The 18,203-nt window shown below is 62.1% G+C and carries 17 protein-coding genes and 7 pseudogenes; 7 read left to right on the top strand and 17 right to left on the bottom strand.

What is annotated here, in order from left to right; genetic code table 11:
- Window positions 1-83: 83 nt before the first annotated feature.
- Both G5575_RS18375 and G5575_RS18370 read right to left on the bottom strand, forming a co-directional pair.
- Window positions 84-1,567, bottom strand: a pseudogene (locus G5575_RS18375) (sigma-54-dependent transcriptional regulator).
- Between the two features lie 172 nt (window positions 1,568-1,739).
- On the bottom strand, window positions 1,740-1,913 hold the full coding sequence (locus G5575_RS18370) for a YdcH family protein (protein ID WP_164535597.1): 174 nt from the start codon (window positions 1,911-1,913) through the stop codon (window positions 1,740-1,742).
- A gap of 153 nt (window positions 1,914-2,066) precedes the next feature.
- On the opposite strand from G5575_RS18370, the gene G5575_RS18365 reads away from it, so the two are divergent.
- The 3 genes and pseudogenes from G5575_RS18365 (at window position 2,067) to G5575_RS18355 (ending at window position 3,914) form a co-directional block, all read left to right on the top strand.
- Entirely contained in the window at window positions 2,067-2,282 is a 216-nt protein-coding gene (locus G5575_RS18365) for a YdcH family protein (RefSeq protein ID WP_164535596.1), read from the top strand.
- 54 nt (window positions 2,283-2,336) lie between these two features.
- A complete protein-coding gene (purE, locus tag G5575_RS18360; RefSeq protein WP_164535595.1) occupies window positions 2,337-2,828 on the top strand; it encodes a 5-(carboxyamino)imidazole ribonucleotide mutase in 492 nt (163 codons plus the stop codon).
- A 73-nt stretch (window positions 2,829-2,901) separates the two neighbouring features.
- Window positions 2,902-3,914 (top strand): annotated as a pseudogene (locus tag G5575_RS18355) (5-(carboxyamino)imidazole ribonucleotide synthase).
- 105 nt (window positions 3,915-4,019) lie between these two features.
- Here G5575_RS18355 and G5575_RS18350 read toward each other — a convergent pair.
- Window positions 4,020-4,709, bottom strand: coding sequence for an alpha/beta fold hydrolase (locus G5575_RS18350; protein ID WP_164535594.1), 690 nt, complete (start codon window positions 4,707-4,709; stop codon window positions 4,020-4,022).
- A 195-nt stretch (window positions 4,710-4,904) separates the two neighbouring features.
- Between G5575_RS18350 and rpsU the strand changes: the two genes are divergently transcribed.
- Window positions 4,905-5,156, top strand: coding sequence for a 30S ribosomal protein S21 (gene rpsU, locus G5575_RS18345; protein WP_164535593.1), 252 nt, complete (start codon window positions 4,905-4,907; stop codon window positions 5,154-5,156).
- Between the two features lie 169 nt (window positions 5,157-5,325).
- Here the strand turns inward: rpsU and G5575_RS21330 are convergent, their stop codons facing one another.
- The 6 genes and pseudogenes from G5575_RS21330 to G5575_RS18320 form a co-directional block, all read right to left on the bottom strand.
- A complete protein-coding gene (locus tag G5575_RS21330) occupies window positions 5,326-5,847 on the bottom strand; it encodes an MFS transporter (RefSeq protein WP_328766649.1) in 522 nt (173 codons plus the stop codon).
- Window positions 5,844-6,462: pseudogene (locus G5575_RS21325) on the bottom strand (MFS transporter). Before G5575_RS21325 ends, G5575_RS21330 begins: the two are co-directional and overlap by 4 nt.
- Before the next feature lie 56 nt (window positions 6,463-6,518).
- Entirely contained in the window at window positions 6,519-6,809 is a 291-nt protein-coding gene (locus G5575_RS18335; protein WP_164535591.1) for an alpha/beta hydrolase family protein, read from the bottom strand.
- 86 nt (window positions 6,810-6,895) lie between these two features.
- The gene (locus G5575_RS18330; protein WP_164535590.1) at window positions 6,896-7,327 is read right to left on the bottom strand and encodes an alpha/beta hydrolase family protein; all 432 of its coding nucleotides are present in this window, start codon (window positions 7,325-7,327) and stop codon (window positions 6,896-6,898) included.
- 44 nt (window positions 7,328-7,371) lie between these two features.
- On the bottom strand, window positions 7,372-8,010 hold the full coding sequence (locus tag G5575_RS18325; RefSeq protein ID WP_164535589.1) for a DsbA family oxidoreductase: 639 nt from the start codon (window positions 8,008-8,010) through the stop codon (window positions 7,372-7,374).
- 86 nt (window positions 8,011-8,096) lie between these two features.
- On the bottom strand, window positions 8,097-8,657 hold the full coding sequence (locus G5575_RS18320; RefSeq protein ID WP_164535588.1) for a hypothetical protein: 561 nt from the start codon (window positions 8,655-8,657) through the stop codon (window positions 8,097-8,099).
- Window positions 8,658-8,810: 153 nt separating this feature from the next.
- On the opposite strand from G5575_RS18320, the gene G5575_RS18315 reads away from it, so the two are divergent.
- Window positions 8,811-9,020 (top strand): SlyX family protein, encoded by a 210-nt coding sequence (locus G5575_RS18315; RefSeq protein ID WP_164535587.1) that lies wholly within the window; start codon window positions 8,811-8,813, stop codon window positions 9,018-9,020.
- 243 nt (window positions 9,021-9,263) lie between these two features.
- Here the strand turns inward: G5575_RS18315 and G5575_RS18310 are convergent.
- The 8 genes and pseudogenes from G5575_RS18310 to G5575_RS18270 all read right to left on the bottom strand — a co-directional run bounded on the left by G5575_RS18310 (window position 9,264) and on the right by G5575_RS18270 (window position 17,451).
- Window positions 9,264-10,665: pseudogene (locus tag G5575_RS18310) on the bottom strand (NAD(P)(+) transhydrogenase (Re/Si-specific) subunit beta).
- 8 nt (window positions 10,666-10,673) lie between these two features.
- The gene (locus G5575_RS18305) at window positions 10,674-11,036 is read right to left on the bottom strand and encodes a proton-translocating transhydrogenase family protein (RefSeq protein ID WP_164535586.1); all 363 of its coding nucleotides are present in this window, start codon (window positions 11,034-11,036) and stop codon (window positions 10,674-10,676) included.
- 226 nt (window positions 11,037-11,262) lie between these two features.
- A pseudogene (locus tag G5575_RS18300) lies at window positions 11,263-12,500 on the bottom strand (Re/Si-specific NAD(P)(+) transhydrogenase subunit alpha); the annotation flags it as partial.
- A 66-nt stretch (window positions 12,501-12,566) separates the two neighbouring features.
- The gene (locus G5575_RS18295) at window positions 12,567-12,734 is read right to left on the bottom strand and encodes an aa3-type cytochrome c oxidase subunit IV (RefSeq protein ID WP_164535585.1); all 168 of its coding nucleotides are present in this window, start codon (window positions 12,732-12,734) and stop codon (window positions 12,567-12,569) included.
- 55 nt (window positions 12,735-12,789) lie between these two features.
- Window positions 12,790-14,616: a M3 family oligoendopeptidase gene (locus G5575_RS18290; protein WP_164535584.1), complete on the bottom strand. Its 1,827-nt coding sequence runs from the start codon at window positions 14,614-14,616 to the stop codon at window positions 12,790-12,792.
- 43 nt (window positions 14,617-14,659) lie between these two features.
- Window positions 14,660-15,417 (bottom strand): annotated as a pseudogene (locus G5575_RS18285) (sulfite exporter TauE/SafE family protein).
- A gap of 160 nt (window positions 15,418-15,577) precedes the next feature.
- Window positions 15,578-16,311, bottom strand: a pseudogene (locus tag G5575_RS18275) (DUF1013 domain-containing protein).
- A 117-nt stretch (window positions 16,312-16,428) separates the two neighbouring features.
- Window positions 16,429-17,451, bottom strand: coding sequence for an NAD(P)H-quinone oxidoreductase (locus G5575_RS18270; protein WP_164535582.1), 1,023 nt, complete (start codon window positions 17,449-17,451; stop codon window positions 16,429-16,431).
- 73 nt (window positions 17,452-17,524) lie between these two features.
- Here G5575_RS18270 and G5575_RS18265 point away from each other — a divergent pair, with 73 nt between their 5' ends.
- Window positions 17,525-17,713, top strand: coding sequence for a DUF1192 domain-containing protein (locus G5575_RS18265; protein ID WP_164535581.1), 189 nt, complete (start codon window positions 17,525-17,527; stop codon window positions 17,711-17,713).
- A 263-nt stretch (window positions 17,714-17,976) separates the two neighbouring features.
- Window positions 17,977-18,203: DUF1465 family protein (locus G5575_RS18260; RefSeq protein WP_164535580.1), on the top strand; the 227-nt coding region annotated here is incomplete at its 3' end.

Below are 18,203 nucleotides of genomic sequence, written 5' to 3'. Positions count from 1 at the left end.
AATCGACCCAAAAATTTAACGTCGGGGTAACAAACGTGGTTAACGGCTCGCCTTTTCAGTCACGATTTAAGTGATCGTTATCCTCAAGCGGCGTCGCTGATGAGCCCCTCGGCAAGGCCATATTCGTGCAGCTTGCGGTAGAGAGTCGAGCGCCCGATGCCCAGGGCTCGGGCGACGCGCGACATGCGGCCGGCGTGATGAGCAATGCAAATTCGATCGCTGCGCGCTCGATATCGGCAAGAGCATGAAGCTCGCCGCCATCGTCGAGGAAACGGTCGCGCTGCTTGGGGGCGGGGAGGTCCGGTCGCAGCCGGGCGGGGGCGGCGTCAATGTGGATCGGTGCGTTGGGCACGCTGGCCAGTTGAACGGTGCGCAGCGCTTCCTCGCGGCCGGCGGCATGGGCAACAATCTGCGGGAAGTCCTGGGTTTCGAGGAAAGCGCCATCGGTCAGGACGATGGCGCGATAGACGGCGTTTTCGAGCTGGCGAATATTGCCGGGCCAGTCATAATTTTTCAGCAGCTCGGTCGCGGCCGGGGTGATGCCAAGAACGCGCTTGCCGGCTTCGGCGGAGAAACGGGCAATGAAGTGTGCGACCAGATCGGCGAGGTCATCCATACGCTCGCGCAGCGGCGGCACGTAGATGGGGAAGACATTGAGGCGGTAGAACAGGTCCTCGCGGAACTCGCCGGACTTGGCGAGATTGAGCAGCCGTCGATTGGTCGCCGAGATCACCCTGACATTGACCTTTTCGGGTTTGGTCGAGCCGACCGGCTCGATTTCGCCTTCCTGGAGGGCGCGGAGGAGCTTGACCTGGGTTTCAAGCGGCAGTTCGCCCACTTCGTCGAGAAACAATGTGCCGCCATGTGCCTCGGCGAACTTGCCGGCCTGATCGGCATGGGCACCGGTAAAGGCACCCTTCTTGTGGCCGAAGAGCACGGATTCAACGAGGCTAGGCGGTATGGCGCCGCAATTGACGGCAACGAAGGGCTTGCCGGCGCGATCGCCGGTGCCCTGGATGATGCGGGCGACGAGTTCCTTGCCGACGCCGGTTTCGCCTTCGATCAGCACGGGAATGGCAGACTTGGCGGCCTTGCTGCAAAGCGTCAGCACGCGGGCCATGGCGGGCGCCGCGGCGATCAGGTCGGAACGCGAAAAGGTGCCGGACTTGCGTGCATGTTCAGCGCGGATGGCGGTTTCGAGCGCATCCAGCTTCATGGCATTGCGCAGCGAGACGATCAGCCTCTCGGGCGCCACGGGCTTGACGAAATAGTCGGCCGCGCCCTGGCGCATGGCGGAGATAACGGTTTCCAGCGAGGCATTCGCCGTCTGGATGATCACCGGCGTGGTGAGGCCTTCCTTGCGCATGGCTTCGAGCACGCCCATGCCATCGAGATCGGGCATGACGAGATCGAGGATCATGGCGCCGACCTGGCGGTCCTCGCGCAGAATGGAGAGAGCCTGCTCGCCGCCGGTCGCAGTGATCGGCTTGAACCCGGCCCGGTTGGCGACCTCGGCGGTCAGCCGCAATTGCACCGGATCATCGTCCACCACCAAAACACGCGTCATCGATACCCCAATCGAAAAGTCCGGCGGCACACGAATCTTGATGTGCCGTTTTGGGAAGACGATGCCGGGTGGGGTTTAAGAGGGCGTTAATGCTGAAAATTTCGCAGGGCAAAGAAAAAGGGCCGCGGCGGTTAAGCCGTGACCCTCCAGAGCGTTTCAGTATTGGAGCCGCTTACTGCTGGGCACCCTGGAGCTTATAGAGTTCGTCCTTCACTTCGAGTTTCTTGCGCTTGAGAGCGGAGACCGCCAGGTGGTCGGATTGACGATCCTGCAGTTGCGAGAGGATTTGCCGATCCAGTTCCTGGTGGCGCCGGGTAAGCGCTGCGATGTGGCCTTCAGTCGTCATAGTAACTCCTTAAAGCGTCATGGACGGGGGTATCGTCACAAAACTTTCGTACTTTGTCGACCGCTAAGGCTCACTTTGGAAAGGTGATGCAAAATCGGCAACGATCGAGTAACCAGAGATGCGAGAGAGGCCCGTGGAGCACCGGTTTTTTCCATGTTGTTGCTGAGCAAGGAACAAGAAGCCCAGTTCGGACTGGAGCTGGCGACCAAGCGGCAGGAGCATGCCGACCTCGATGCTGCCATAATTACGCTCACGCAATCGCAGTTCGCCGACCGCATGCTGATCCAGCGATTGAAGAAGCGGAAGCTGACGCTCAAGGACCGCATCGTGCAGCTGGAAAACATCCTCCTGCCCGACATCATTGCCTGATCCCAAAACTTGGGCTAATGGCGGACTTTGCGGAGCGGCACGGGGGACAAAGCCATGCTCAAGCCAAAGGTCGCCATCGTCATGGGCAGCCAATCGGATTGGCCCACCATGCGGCTGGCCGCTGAAACCCTCGAAAATCTTGAAGTCGAATACGAGGCGCGCATTGTTTCGGCGCATCGCACGCCCGAGCGCATGGTGGATTTTGCGACCAATGCCAAGGCCGAAGGCGTCAAGGTGATAATTGCCGGGGCAGGGGGCGCAGCGCATCTGCCGGGCATGATCGCGGCCATGACGACGCTACCGGTCTTCGGCGTGCCAGTGCGTTCCAAGGCGCTGAACGGCATGGACAGTCTTTATTCCATCGTCCAGATGCCGGGCGGTGTTCCCGTCGGCACCCTGGCGATTGGCGAGCCGGGCGCCATCAATGCGGCACTGCTCGCGGCGTCCGTTTTGGCGCTAAGCAACGACGAGCTCGACGAGCGGCTGGAGCTTTATCGCGCGCGACAAACCGCATCCGTGCCGCAGTTTCCCTCCGATACCGAGTAGCGCCTTGACCGACTTCGTTCCCCTTCCGCCCGGCTCCACCATCGGTATCCTGGGTGGTGGCCAGCTCGGGCGCATGCTGGCGCTGGCGGCGGCAAAGCTTGGATTGAAGTCGCATATATATTGCCCGGATCCGCAAAGTCCGGCCTTCGACGTCACGCCGCTCAAGACTGTGGCCGCCTATGACGATCACGAAGCGCTCCGCGCCTTTGCAGCGCAGGTCGACGTGGTCACCTATGAGTTCGAAAACGTGCCGGCAGCAACGGCGGAAGTTCTGGCTGGGTTGAAGCCGCTGCGTCCGGGCGCCAATGCCCTGGCGATTTCGCAGGATCGGCTGGCAGAAAAAGCTTTCTCGCCTCCAAAAATATTCCCGTGGCGCCCTATCGTGCCGTGCATTCAATCGACGAGTTGCGGGCGGCGATCGCTGAGCTTGGTTTGCCGGCAGTGCTCAAGACAACCCGGCTTGGATATGACGGCAAGGGGCAGCGCGTGTTGCGCGAACCGGGCGATGCGGAAGCGGCTTTCGCGGAATTGGCGCCGCATCCATTGGTGCTCGAAGCCTTTGTGCCTTTCGAGAAGGAAATTTCGGTGGTCGTGGCACGCGGGCTCGACGGAACTGTGCGCGCCTTCGATGCCGCAGAAAATGTGCATCGTCACCACATTCTTCACACCTCGACCGTTCCTGCCGATGTGCCGGCGGGCGTCGAAAAGCATGCAGCAATGCTGGCCAAGGTCATTGTCGTGGCGCTCGACTATGTCGGCGTGCTCGGCGTCGAGTTCTTCGTCATTCCCGGCGATCGCCCCACACTGATGGTCAACGAGATCGCGCCACGCGTCCACAATTCCGGGCACTGGACGGAAGCGGTGTGCCTCACCGATCAATTCGAGCAGCATATCCGCGCGGTGGCTGGGTGGCCGCTGGGCGATCCGCGGCGCATGGCGGATGTGGTGATGCAGAACCTGATCGGCGATGAGGTCGAGATGGTGCCTGGCGGGCTCGATGGCGATACGCAGCCGCATCTTTACGGCAAGGCCGAAGCGCGGCCAGGGCGGAAGATGGGGCATATCAACCGCATCGTACGGGGCTAATATGCCGGTCCAGAAGACCTCATCCTGAGCTTGTCGAAGGACGAGGTCGGGCACGCGGTGGCTGCGACCTCGTGGTTCGACGGGCTCACCATGAGGTCTAGGATGTCACTTCGCTAACCACGCTCTCATGGCAATTATGACTGCCATCGGGTTCTCCAAGGTGGAGACATGACCGGCCTCCGGAAATACAACCAGTTCCGCGTCTGGAATGGCTGCCGCCATTTCTTCGGCAAGCTCCGGTGGCGTCAAACGATCTTCCGCACCAACGCCCACCAGCGTTGGAACCCTAATGCTGGCGAGAAGGGGACGCGAGTCGGCGCGGCCCATGATGGCTTCCTGCTGCCGGAAATAAGCGGCGTCGCCGAGGCGCATGGCCATGTCGTGCACCGCATTGCCGACCGGCCCGTCGACATGGCGTGCGGCCAGTATGTTCGGCAGCGAGGTGCGAGACACCAGTGACGCCTTGCCTTGGGCCACGAGCGCCATTTCTGCGCGGCGAGCGGTTTTGCGCTCTTCCGTGTCAGGGCGGGCGGAGGTGTCCATCAGGGCCAGATGCGTGACGCGCCATGGCGCCTGGCGCATGATCTCGAGCGCCACATAGCCGCCCATCGACAGGCCAGCAAGCGCGAAGCGATCTGGCGCCGAGACCAGAACGCGTTCGGCCATGCCAGCAATGGTGTCGTCGAGCGTCAGATCGGGAACGGTCGGCGCTGCAAGGTCGGCCAGGCCGGCCGCGACGGCGTGCCAGAGATGAGCATCGCAGCGCAGGCCGGGCAGAAGAACGAGTGGCTGCATGCTGATCTCCGCATCGGTCGTCGGCTGGAAGCGGCAATATAGCGGCACTTTTCATGCCGCCAAGTGTGGACAGGCCCCCTTTGTTGCGCTATAGGACGCGCCACGGTGACCGGTTCAGCTGGTCGGCGGGGTGGTCCTTTGGCCTTCTCGCATCCATCCAAACATATTGCCTAGCTTTGAAAGGGCGGTTGACCTTTGCAAGTAGTCGTTCGCGATAACAATGTTGACCAGGCGCTGCGCGCACTGAAGAAGAAGCTGCAGCGTGAAGGCGTCTTCCGCGAAATGAAGCTGCGCAACTATTACGAAAAGCCCTCTGAGAAGAAGGCTCGCCAGAAGGCCGAGGCCGTTCGCCGCGCCCGCAAGCTGGCTCGCAAGCGCGCCCAGCGCGAAGGCGGTATCGCCGCAGCACCGGCAGCACGTCCCGGCGCACCGGCCGCCCGTTCGTAAGATCGGTCGCACAGAGTTTGAAAACGCCGTCCTTCGGAGCGGCGTTTTTGTTTTCGAGGTTGGTGGCTCCACCCCACCCAGCTGGACTAGCCTTGCGGCTAAGCTCTGCTACCCTCCCCCTTGAGGGGAGGGAGGTGCCGAGGCCCGGGAGTAGCGTTCGGGCTGTCGCTCAGCGCCGGCGGCGTCGATCGATCAGCGCCACGCCGATTGCTAAAATCGCAATCGACGGCAATTGCACCACCAGTGCCGTCCGTGCATCTGGAAACAGCGTCCCCGCCGTCAGCGATCCAACAAAGCCTCCGCCCACCTGGAAGAAGCCGGTCATTGCCCCGGCTGCGCCGGCAATGGCGCCGAAGCCGGACATGGCAGCGGCGGTGGTGGACGGACTAATGAAGGCAAGCGCCAGCATCCAGATGCCGACCGGCGCCATGATGGCCAGCACCGAGCCGGGAAAAAGCTGCGGCAGTACGGCAAAGCCGAGGCCGCTAATGGCGAGCAGGACAAGCGCGATCTCGACCAAGCGTGCGCCGCTGATGCGGGTCGAAAGGTAGCTCACCACCAGGTTGCCGGAGATGAAGGACGCGGTTTGCACCAGCAGCGCCATGGCGAACTGAAAGGGCGTCAGTCCCAGATCGTCGATCAGGATGAAGGGCAGGAGCGCGGTAAAACCGTGGAAGCCGGAAAAGGTCAGGCCCAGGAGAAGAGATGGAAAGATGAAATCCGGGAAGCCAGCAGCCTGCGGTAGTTGCGGGCGATCACTGCCGGGTTGAACGGCTGGCGTGATGTTATCGGCAGCGTTTCGCGGGCGCCGAGACCAAGGAGCGCGAGGATAGCGAGGCCAAAGCCCGCCATGACGATGAAAAGCTGATGCCAGGTGCCGAACAGCAGCACGATGCTGCCCAGGGTCGGTGCGACGGCCGGCGTCACGGTCAGGATCAGGTTGATCAGCGTCAGGATGCGGATCGCTTCGCTGCCGGTGAACTGATCGCGCACCATGGCGCGAGAAAGGGCGACGCCGGCCGACACGCCAAAGCCCTGGATGAAGCGCGACAAAGAGCCATTCAAGCGTCGGGGCGATGGTGCAGAGAAGGCAGCCCAGGACATAGACGGCAAAGAAGACAAGGCCGACGCCCCGCCGGCCATAGCGATCCGAGAGCGGACCGCAGATGAGTTGGGCCAGGGCAAAGGCTGCGAAGTAAACGCTGAGCGTCAGCTTGCCGCCAGCATCGGTGGTGCCCAGATCCTCGACCAGCGTCGGCAAGGCAGGTGCATAGAGCGTCAGGCTTAGTGGCCCCGTCGCGACCATCAAGCCGCCGATGATGGCGGTGCGGCGGGCGGACATGCCCACCGGGCGTAGGGTCGTCACTGGGCTAGCGCTCGCTCGAAGAAAGGCTTGGCATGATCCCAGATCCCTGCATCCCAAAGATCGGAGTGGCCGGCGCCGGGGACGATCCAAATCTCGTCCTTGTTGGAGGCCAGGGCATAAAGGCGCTCGCCATTGGAGACGTCGATCGTCGTGTCGCCCGTGCCATGCGCGACCAGCACCGGCTCCGTGACGTCGGCGATCCACTCGTCATTGCGATATTGATCCTGCATGACCAGCGTCACCGGCAACAATGGATAGCGCTCGCCGGCGACGGTTACCGCGGACAAGAACGGCGTTTCGAGCAGCAGCGCTTTTGCATCGCGTTGGCTCGCGACATAGGTTGCCGGACCCGAGCCAAGCGAACGGCCCCAGATCAGGAGCGGAGCGTTCTTTGTTGCGGCAAAGTCGAAGGCCGCGAGAGCGTCTTGAAGAACGTTGGCTTCGGAAATGTCTCCGGGGAAGCTGGGAAGCCGCGGTAATCGAAGGCGAGGAAGCCATAGCCATCGGCGACGAACTGCTCGAAGCGCTCGTGCTCGGCGGAGAAACTTTGCGAGTTGCCCTTGTAGTAGACGATCAGCGGCATGCCCGCGCGGGGCGCCTGATACCAGCCGTTGACCACGCTGTCGCCAGTGTCGATCGTGACCTGTTCGGCACCGCTGAGCAAAGTGGAGGTCAGGGCGGTGACGTCGCCGGTCGCGTCGTATTGGAGCGCCCGCTGGTTGACGAACATATAGCCGACGATGCCGGCATAGGCGACGACGAGCAGCAGGACCAGAGCAACAAGACCACGGCGCAACAGATTCACGGGAGCTTCCTTAAGCGAACTCGCCCCGCTTCTAGCCTAGTCGATCAGAGTTCGGAAATGGTCTTGTCCAAGGCCTGCTTGAAGACTTCGTCCGGCTGGGCGCCGGAAAGCGCATATTTTTCGCCGAAGACGAAGAAGGGAACGCCGCGGATGCCTTGCTGCGCGGCACTGGTGGCAAGTTCTGCGGTGATCGAGAGTTCGTTCTCGTCGTTGATGGCGTCCAGCGCATCGCCACGATCCCAGCCGAACTCGACGGCGATATCGGCGAGGACATTGTCGTCGTTGATCTGCCGGTGCTCGAGAAAATAGGCGTCGGCAATGGCATTTGCCAATTCGTGCTGGTTGCCATTGGCTTTGGAGAGGCGCGTGATGGTGTGCGCCTTGGCCGTGTTGAACATGCGCGGCTGCTGGCTGAGGTCGAGCTCGATCCCGGCCTTGCGCGCCTCGCCTTCAACGCGCTCCCACATCTCGCGCGGCTCTTTGCCGTACTTTTCCGTGAGCATCTGGCCCACGTCGACGCCTTCCGGCGGAACATTAGGGTCGAGATAGAAGGGGTGGTTTTCGACGATCACGTCGACGTCGTCGGGCAGAGCGGCCAAGGCCTGATCAAGCCGCGCAGAACCGACAACGCACCAGGGGCAGACGGCATCGGTGAACACATCGATCTTGAGTTGCTTGGTCATCTGCGCACTTCCCGAAAAACGAAACTCCCGCCCAGATGGAACTCTGGACGGGAGGAAACAAGAGGGCACTTGGCGGTAACTGTGCCTTAAGCTGCCGGGGCAGGAGCGGGCTGCTGAGCCTGCATCAGGGCAAATGGCGGGGAGTAGGCGACGGCCAGGGCAAGGCCCATCGTTGCGCTGAAGCCGACGATTGCCAGAGTTGGCGACATCAGCAGGGCCGCAGGCGTCGAGACCTTGCCGATACGCACCATGCCAGCCAAAGTGACTAAGAACAGAGCGGAGCAGAGAATGCTGAGCTGCAGGCTGTCGAGCGGCGGCGTGATGTAGGGCAGGAGAATATAGGCAGCGATAATGGCAGTAAGCCAAACCAGCGGTGCGCGATCATGAGTAGAGCGCATCACGGCCCAAAAAGCGACACCGAGCATCGACAGCTGTGCGAGATGAGCGACGGCACCAATCCAGCCCGGAATGCCGAAGGGGGCAAAGAAGAGCGGCAACACGTTCATGGCTTCGGCGCCGAGATTGACCAGGCCGAAGAGGCCCAGCGGCAGGCCGGCGGCCACCAGGAAGGACAGCGCATCGCGGTACGGATGGGCGTGGGCGGGCTGGCCGGACTGGACTGTGTTAATCGTTGCAGTGGTGGCCATTTGAGCGGCTCCCGTTCTTCTAGACGCTAAAGCAACTGCCCGAAACAAGATCGGGTTCCGCAAGCGTCAACGTGGCGCCGTCAACATCGCTCTTGCTGCAAGCGACGTCCCCACCTATTCGGATGGTAAGAATTCGTTAGGAGATTTTGACCGATGGCAGGAGCAGAAGATGAGCGGATCGAAGCTCTCGAAACGCGAATTGCCTATCAAGATCAAACAATTGAGGAGCTCAACCAGTCGATCACCGAGCAGTGGAAGATTATCGATCTTCTCACCAAAAAGCTGGCGACGCTAGAAGAACAGGTGCGGTCAGGCAGCTACATTGCCGACCCAGCGAGCGAGAAACCACCCCCGCATTACTAGCAGCAAGTTTTCGTGATGAAACCACTTGACAGGTTTATAGTTGTCCGACCGCAGCCAAATGCTGCGCCCTCCAAAGTGGTCCCGGCCCTGCCCCCGGCCGGGACCAGGCTTTGGGAACAAAAAGGCCCGCGCAAGCGGGCCTTTTGCATTTTAGGTCTGAAAGGATGCCCGCCATTCGAGCATAGCTCTCATGGCCGACTAGCCTTAAATCGCCCCACAGGGGCGATTTGCCTTTCGGGACGGCTAGTGGCCCAGTGCCTTGACAATGTCTTCGGTCATCTTCTTGGCGTCGCCGAACAGCATCATGGTGTTGTCGCGATAGAAGAGCTCGTTCTGGACGCCGGCATAGCCTGCCGCCATGCCGCGCTTGATGAAGAGCACCGTACCGGCATCCTCAACGTTGAGGACCGGCATGCCATAAATGGGCGAGCTCTTGTCGGTCTTTGCGGAAGGGTTGGTGACGTCATTGGCGCCAATGACGAAAGCCACGTCCGACTGGGCGAATTCGGAATTGATGTCCTCGAGCTCGAACACTTCGTCATAGGGCACGTTGGCCTCGGCAAGGAGCACGTTCATGTGCCCCGGCATGCGGCCGGCCACGGGATGAATGGCGTATTTGACTTCGACACCGGCAGCCTTGAGCAGATCGGCCATTTCACGCAAAGCGTGCTGGGCCTGGGCGACGCATGCCGTAGCCAGGCACGATGATGACCTTGCCGGCATTTTTCATCAGGAACGCGGCGTCGTCCGCAGCGCCCTGTTTGACCGGGCGGTCGTCTTCGACGCCACCGGCAGCAGACGACGTGTCGCCGCCAAAGCCACCCAGGATCACCGAGATGAACGAGCGGTTCATCGCCTTGCACATGATGTAAGAGAGGATGGCGCCCGAGGAGCCGACCAGCGCGCCGGTGATGATCAGCGCAGTGTTGCCGAGGGTAAAGCCAATGCCTGCCGCGGCCCAACCGGAATAGGAGTTGAGCATCGAAACGACCACCGGCATGTCGGCGCCGCCGATCGGGATGATCATCAGCCCGCCCAGGATCAGGGCGAGGATCGTGATGGCCCAGAACAGCCAGGGATCGGCAGAGAGGGTAAAGGCCCAGACCAGTGCGATGATGGCGACGCCAAGCGCGATATGGATGTAGTGGCGGAAGGGCAGGATGATCGGCTTGCCGCTCATATTGCCGTTGAGCTTGGCGAAGGCGATGACCGAACCGGTAAAAGTAAAGGCGCCGATGGCAACGCCGATCGACATTTCGACCAGTGCCTGGGCGTGGATGGCGCCAGGCACGCCGATGCCGAAGGCTTCAGGCGCATAAAGAGCGGCTGCGGCCACGAATACGGCAGCCAGACCAACCAGCGAGTGGAAGGCGGCAACCAGCTGCGGCATGTCAGTCATCTTGACCGTGCGCGCCATGTAGGCGCCGATCGCACCACCAAGACCGAGGCCGGCAATGATCAGCAGCCAGCTCAGCCAATCGCTGGGCGAGGCGACGAGGAGAGTGGTAACGATGGCGATGCCCATGCCGACCATGCCGAAGGTGTTGCCGCGGCTGGCGGTGCGGGGGCTCGAGAGGCCGCGCAGGGCGAGGATAAAGAGAACGCCCGAGATCAGGTAGAGAAGGGCGGCGATGTTTGCGTCGATCATCGTGATCAACCCTTCTTCTTGTACATGGCGAGCATGCGCTGGGTCACGAGGAACCCGCCGAAGATGTTCACCGAAGCAAAGACCAGCGCGATGAAGCCGAAGAGCTTGGAAGCCCAGCCGGCGTCATTGACCGAATGGACACCAACGGCAAGGAGCGCACCGACGACGATGACCGAGGAAATGGCGTTGGTGACGCTCATCAGCGGCGTGTGGAGGGCAGGGGTCACGCCCCAGACCACGAAATAGCCGACGAAGATTGCCAGGACGAAAATGGCAAGACGGAAGGTGAATGGGTCGATGGCGCCGCCGATCGCCCCATGGGCGATGGCCGTGGCGAGATCCGCCGTGGTGTTTGCAGTTGTTTCCATCTTAGTTGCCCTCCTCCGGAGCGACAGGCTTCTTTACGGCAGGTTTTCTGGCGGCCGGCTTCTTGACGATGGTCGGGCTGACGGCAGCGGCAGTGTCGATCACCGCCGCAGCTTTTTTGGTCGCGGCGCGCTTGCGCATGGCGGGCGCCGGTTCCGCCCCATCTGGAACGGACTGCTCGACGCCGGGCTCAGCCTTTTTGGGCGTATCGGCCATGGCCGCCACTTCCGGCTTCTTGGCCGATGCCCGTCGCGCCGCGGGGCGGAGGGCTACCGGCTCGGTCGCAACTGCAGCCGCCACAGGCGCTGCGACCGGGGTCACGACAGGCGCCGGGGCGGCTTGCTGGAAGTTGGGATGCACAACGGCGCCATCGCGGGTCAGCACGGTCGCCTTGACCAGCTCGTCGTCCCAGTTGACGGCGAGCTTTTTCTCCTTCGCGTCGATCAGGGTGGTGATGAAGGCGAGGAGATTGCGGGCATAGAGCTGGCTGGCAGTGGTCGGGATGCGCCCCTGCACATTGGTGTAACCGACGATGATTACGCCATTATGGTCGACGACCTGGCCGGGCTGGGTCAGCTCGACATTGCCGCCACGTTCGGCCGCGAGGTCGACGATCACCGAACCAGGCGCCATGGACTCGACCATTTCGCGGGTGATCAGGCGCGGTGTGGGCGGCCCGGGATCAGTGCGGTGGTGATGACGATATCTTGCTTGGCAATATGGGATGCGGTGAGTTCGGCCTGCTTGGCCTGGTACTCGGCGCTCATCTGCTTGGCATAGCCGCCCGCGGTCTCGGCCTGCTTGAATTCGTCGTCTTCAACGGCGATGAACTTGCCGCCCAGCGACTCGACTTGTTCCTTGGCGGCAGGGCGCACGTCGGTTGCCGAAACCACGGCGCCGAGACGCTTGGCGGTGGCGATGGCCTGAAGGCCGGCAACGCCCGCACCCATGACGAAGGCCTTGGCCGGGCGGACGGTGCCCGCGGCGGTCATCATCATCGGCATGGCGCGTTCGAAAACGGCGGCCGCTTCGATCACTGCCTGATAGCCGGCCAGATTGGCCTGCGAGGACAGAATATCCATGACCTGGGCGCGGGTGATGCGCGGCATGAATTCCATCACCATGGCGGTGACGCCGGTCTGGGCGAGCGCCGCAACCTCGGCCTCGTTGCCATAGGGATCGAGCGCGCCGATCACCAGTGCCCCGGGATTGACGCCCGCTAGTGCAAACGCCGCTGGCCGGCGGACGCAGAGCACGATATCGGCGCCGCGAACAGCATCGGCGCCGCTTGCAGCGATTGTTGCGCCAGCGGCGGTGAATTGGTCATCGCCGATGCGGGAGCCGAGGCCGGCGCCCTGTTCGACACTGACCGTAGCGCCGAGGCCGATAAACTTGCCGACAGTCTCGGGGGTAGCGGCAACGCGGCTTTCACCCTCCGCCCGCTCGCGCAAAACGGCGATCTTCATGAAAACTCTCCTACCCGCCTGTCAACGGACAGGCACGTTGCAATCGGCCCGAGACTTAGGTTGCGCTCAGGGCTGGATAATAAAGTAAAGCACCACCATGAAGGCGGCGAGGCCGTAGACGGTCCACTTCACGCCCGTCACGAAGCCGGAATAGGTTTTTTCGTGCTGGGCGTAATCCATGTAGGATTCCTGTACCGGAGCGGGGTGGGGATCGGTTGGGTGCTGAGTAGCCATCAGGTCCTCGGAGGCATAGTCGTCAAAAGGTGGTAAGCCGAAAGTGGTACGTCCCTCAGGGAGACGTCGCTTCCAGCTCGTCGATCAGACGCTCGATCATGGAAAGGCCGAGCGACCAGAATTGGGGATCCTTGGCGTCCAGCCCAAAGGGCGCCAAAAGCTCGGAATGATGCTTGCTTCCCCCAGCCTTCAGGAGCTCGAAATAGCGCTCCGCAAAGCCATCACTGGCTTTTTCATACTGAGCATAAAGCGAGTTCACAAGGCAATCGCCAAAGGCATAGGCGTAGACATAGAAGGGCGAGTGGATGAAGTGCGGGATATAAGTCCAGAAGACTTCATAGCCGTCGTTTGAGGCGACGCCTTCGCCCAGCGATTCCCGCTGCACATCGAGCCAGATCTGGTTGATCTCCTCTGCCCGCAACTCGCCTTGGCGGCGGGCGGTGTGGACGCGGCGCTCGAAGGTGTAGAAGGCGATTTGCCGCACCACGGTGTTGAGCATGTCCTCGACCTTGGAGGACAAAAGCGCAAAGCGCTGCTTGGGGTCGGTGGTGTTGTCGAGGAGCGAGCGGAAGGTCAGCATCTCGCCGAAGACCGAGGCCGTTTCGGCCAGGGTCAGCGGCGTATTGGCGAGGATGGGGCCTTGCGCGGCGGCGAGGCGCTGGTGGACGCCATGGCCGAGTTCGTGCGCCAGAGTCATGATGTCCCTGGTGCGACCGAGATAGTTCAGCATCAGGTAGGGATGGGCGCTGGGCACGGTCGGATGCGCAAAGGCGCCCGAAAGCTTGCCATTGCCGGTCGGCGCGTCGATCCAGCCGGAATTGAAGAAGGGCCGTGCGACGTCGGCCAATTCGGGCGAGAAGCGGCCATAGGCGTCGAGCACGGTGGTGACAGCGGTGTCCCAGTCCCAGATGCGCTCGTCGCTGGTCGGCAGCGGCGCATTGCGGTCCCAGGCATTGAGCTTGTCCTTGCCGAACCACTTGGCTTTCATCTTGTAGTAGCGATGCGAGAGCCGCGGATAGGCTTCTTCGACCGCTTTTTGCAGCGCATCGACGACTTGGCGTTCCACTGAGTTGGCCATGTGGCGGCTATCGGCAATGTCTTCGTAGCCACGCCAGCGGTCGGAGATTTCCTTGTCCTTGGCGAGCACATTGGTGATGTGGGTGAAGAGCCGCACATTGGCTTTAAAGGTTTTTGCCAGCGCCTCGAACGCCGCCTGGCGTTGCGTCTCGTCGCGCTCCGACAGCAGGTGCAGCGTCGATTCGAGGTTCAGCGTCTCGCCATTGACCTCGAATTCGAGGCTCGACAGCGTTTCATCAAAGAGCCGGTTCCAAGCCGAATAAGCGGTGACCGATTTGTCGTGGAACAGCTCTTCGAGCTTGTCATCGAGCTGGTAGGGCTTCGCCTTGCGCAGCTCAGCAAACCAGGTCTTGTAGCGTGCCAGTTCCGGATCGGCGGCAATGGCGGCATCGAGCTCGGCATCGCCGATGCGGTTGAGTTCGAGTTCGAAGAAGAGGACCTTGGTGGATAGCGAGGTCAGCGCCTCGTTTGTGTCGCCCATGAACTTGGCGCGGTCCGGATCGGTCGACTTCTGCGCATATTGGAGAAACGAGAAAGAGCCGATGCGGCCGGTGAGGTCGCCGAGGATTTCGCTGTCCTTGATGGCTTCGACCAGCTTGCCCGATGCGGTGAGGTCGGCAAGCTTGCCCTTGTATTTGGCCTCGAACTGGGTCGCGAGGCTTTTGGCTTGGTCCAGTGCGGCCTTGAACTCGGCGCTGTCCTTGGCCGGATAAAGATCGGTGAGGTCCCAGACCGGCAGGTTGCCGAATTGGTTGTGGCCCTTTTGCGCTGCGGCTGCGGACATATTCGCGTCTCCGGAAATCATTTGCGGCGGACCTTAGCCAGCCCGAGTCGGTGTGTGAAGCCGGTTAGCCTTGGATCAGGCGGCTCGTGCCTTCCCAAATCAGCTGCAGCGCCAGCAGGAACACCAGCCAATAGGCAATTCGATAAAAGAGCCGCGCATCGATCCGCCGCACCAGGTAGACGCCGACAAAAACGCCGAGCACGCCAACGGGCGCGAGGGCAGCCGAAAGCAGCAGGTTCTGCGCATTGAGCTGGCCGAGGAAGTAATAGGGGATGAGCTTGGACGTGTTGACGATGGCAAAAAGAACGCCGTGGTGCCGGCATAGACGGCGGGAGCAAGGCGACGCGGCAGGACGTAGATCTGGAACGGCGGGCCGCCCGTGTGGGAGATGAAGCTGGTAAAGCCGGCGACACCGCCCCAGAACGTGCCCCACGGCTTTGATGGCGGCAGGCCTTCGAGCTTCTGGCGCAGTGGAAACACGGCGTCGATGCAGAACAAGAGCGTCACGACACCGACCATCAACAGCACCGCGGCGTCACTGACCACGGCCCAGAGCACCCAGCCCAGGATCGTGCCCACGGCGGCGCCGGGCAGCATGATGCGGATAATGTTCCAGTCGCATTCGCGCCGATACATCCAGATCGCCACCGCATCCATGCACAGCAGCACCGGCAGCATCATGCCCGCGGCATCGCGCGGTGCCATGACTAGGGTCAGGAGCGGCACGCCGACGACACCGAGCCCACCGAGCAGGCCGGCTTTCGAAAGTCCGACGACAAGGACCGCGAGCACGGCGACGGTGACGAAGAGGGGGTCGATCATGGGGTGGATCACAAACGGCCCGAAGACCTCATCCTGAGCTTGTCGAAGGACGAGGTCGGGCACCGGTGGCTGCGACCTCGTGGTTCGACAAGCTCACCATGAGGTCTAGGGGAGTAGGGGGCGCAAAACAAAAAAATCCCCGCCGAAGCGGGGATCATTCTTATTCGTCGTCGGAATTGCCCTTGAGCGACTTGAGCTTGGCGAAGACGGAGTCTGCGTCGAGCTCGTCGGCGGCATTCTGTGCGCGCTGGCTGCCTTCTTCGCCGCCACCGAAATTGCCGTTATCGGCATGGGCGCGGCTGGCGGCGCGTTCGAGGGCTTCCTCGGCGGTCATCAGCGTCGTGCCTTCGTTGAGTTCGGCCTGGGCCGGAGCGTCCTTGAGGCGCGCTTAACCTCGAGGTCGAGGTCGATCTGGCTGCAGAGACCCAGGGTCACCGGGTCCATGGCCGTGAGGTTGGCCGAGTTCCAGTGCGTGTTCTCGCGCACCGAATCGATGGTCGACTTGGTGGTGCCGACGAGGCGCATGATCTGCGCGTCCTTGAGCTCTGGATGGTTGCGTACCAGCCACTTGATGGCATTGGGGCGCTCGTTGCGGCGCGAAATCGGGGTGTAGCGCGGGCCCTTGCGCTTGGGCGCGGCGACGCGAACCTTGGGGTCGGACACCTTCATGCGATAGTTCGGATCGGCTTCCGCCTTTTCGATCTCTTCGCGGGTCAGCTGACCGTTCTGGATCGGGTTGACGCCCATGATGCCGGCGGCGACGTCGCCATCGGCAATGCCCTGGACTTCGAGCGGGTGCAGCGTGCAGAAGGCAGCGATCTGCTCGAACGAGAGCGCAGTATTGTCCACCAGCCAGACGGCGGTTGCCTTGGGCATCAGAAGGGTCTGGGACATAAGCTAAATTTCTCCTGGAGGCGCGGCCGGTTTTCCTCCGGGCCGCTCCGCCTCTTGGTCTAATGCTGAGGGGGAACTGGCGGTCAATATAAGGAAAATGCCGCCAATCCGCAATCATTAACTCAGCTGTTCACCGCTTCCGAACGCGGTCACCAGCACCAGCTTGCCGCGATGGCGGCGCGTTTCCATGGCGGCATGCGCGGCGCTCGCGCGCTCCATTGGGAAGGTGGTGATTTCGGGTCTGGCAAAGCCGGGCGAGGAGAGGGCGGGAAGGAGGTCGGAACGGATACGCGCGGCGATGGCAGCCTTGGTCTCGGCGGTTTGCGGTCGAAGTGTCGAGCCTGAGAGGGTCAGTTCCCGGGCCATCATCTGGCGGAGCGGCATGGTTGCGGTGGCGCCCTCAAGCGTCGAGATCTGAACGATATGGCCTCCACGCGCAGCAGCCGCGACATTGACCGCGAGCATGGGTCCGCCAACGAGGTCGACGATGCGATCGGCGCCGCGCCCATCTGTCAGCGCCATGACGCGCTCGGCGATGTTTTCGCGGGTGCGGTCGATGACCGCGACGGCGCCAAGTTCGGCGCAGTAATTGGCCTTTTCTTCGTCCGAGACGATGCCGATGGCTTTGGCACCGAGAATCCCGCTGATCTGGATGGCTGCGCCGCCGATGCCGCCGGCAGCGCCATGGACGAGGACGGTCATGCCTGATCGGAGGCCCGATCGCATGACCAGCGTCTGCGTGACCGTGAACCAGGTTTCGGGCAGCGCTGCGGCTTGCTCAAGGCTCCAGCCGTCGGGCACCGGCAGGACCTGGCCGTACGGCACGGCGGCATATTCGGCATAGCCGCCGCCATTGGTGAGCGCCATGACGCGATCGCCAGGCGCAAAGCCGCTGACCTTCTCGCCGACAGCAACGATCTCACCAGCGACTTCCAGGCCGGGCAGGGGAGAGGCACCCGGCGGCGGATCGTAATGGCCGCGCCGCTGCGCGAGGTCGGGGCCGTTGACGCCCGCCGCCGCGACGCGGATCAGCACATCGGTGGCTGCAATCTGCGGCAGCGGCACGCGCTGCGCGGTCAGGACTTCGGGACCACCGGGCGCGGCGATGATGATGGCGAGCATGTCTTGGGGCAGGGTCATTCCCGCATGCTGGCGCAAGCCGTCTTGTCCCGCAAGCGCTCTGCGCTACACTCTCCCGCACAAGGAGAATGCCATGTTCGACGACGATCGACCCAAGCCACCCAAGATCCATGAAATCGGCATGGCGCTCGATACGCTCTCGATCGAGGAGCTCGAAGCCCGCATTGGCCTTTTGGAAGCAGAGATCGTGCGCTTGCGAAGCGCCATCGATGCCAAGGGCAGTTCCCGCAAAGCCGCCGATGCGGCATTCCGTCTAGGTTAAGAAATCGACTCCTGTTAAGCCTCAATTAAGCTTTGGGTGTTAGCTTCTCATTATTCAGATTGTTCTGAATTTTTCAGAGTGGTTTTCCCTCTGTTTGACGCCTCCCTGTTAACTTCGAGAGCTGCATTCCATGCGGCTCTTTTTCTTTTTGTGCCAGGGCTTGCGGCGCCACGCTTAAACCAGATTTTGAGAATAGCTGGGCGTTTCAAGTGACGCCGTCGCGCGTTGCCCCTAGCATGGCGCGAAGCGGAGGACCGGGCGGGATGGATCGAGGCGAAACCAGAGAAGCGATCTCGATCGGACCGCGCATCGTCGCCTCGGGCGGGTTCGACGCGCTTTATCGCGAAGGCATGGCGCTGATCGAAAGCGTTGCCGCCTATCTCGACGACCAGGGCCGCATCGAAAGCCGCGTGCTGCCGCGCGAGGTGGGCTTCCTTTACGCCACCGAATCCATGCGCCTTACCACAAGGCTGATGCAGCTTGCCTCGTG

The sequence above is a fragment of the Devosia aurantiaca genome, assembly GCF_011058215.1.
In the GTDB taxonomy this organism is placed as follows: Bacteria; Pseudomonadota; Alphaproteobacteria; order Rhizobiales; family Devosiaceae; genus Devosia; species Devosia aurantiaca.
The sequence above is the reverse complement of the archived record's forward strand: the minus strand, read 5'-3'. Positions and strand labels throughout refer to the sequence as shown.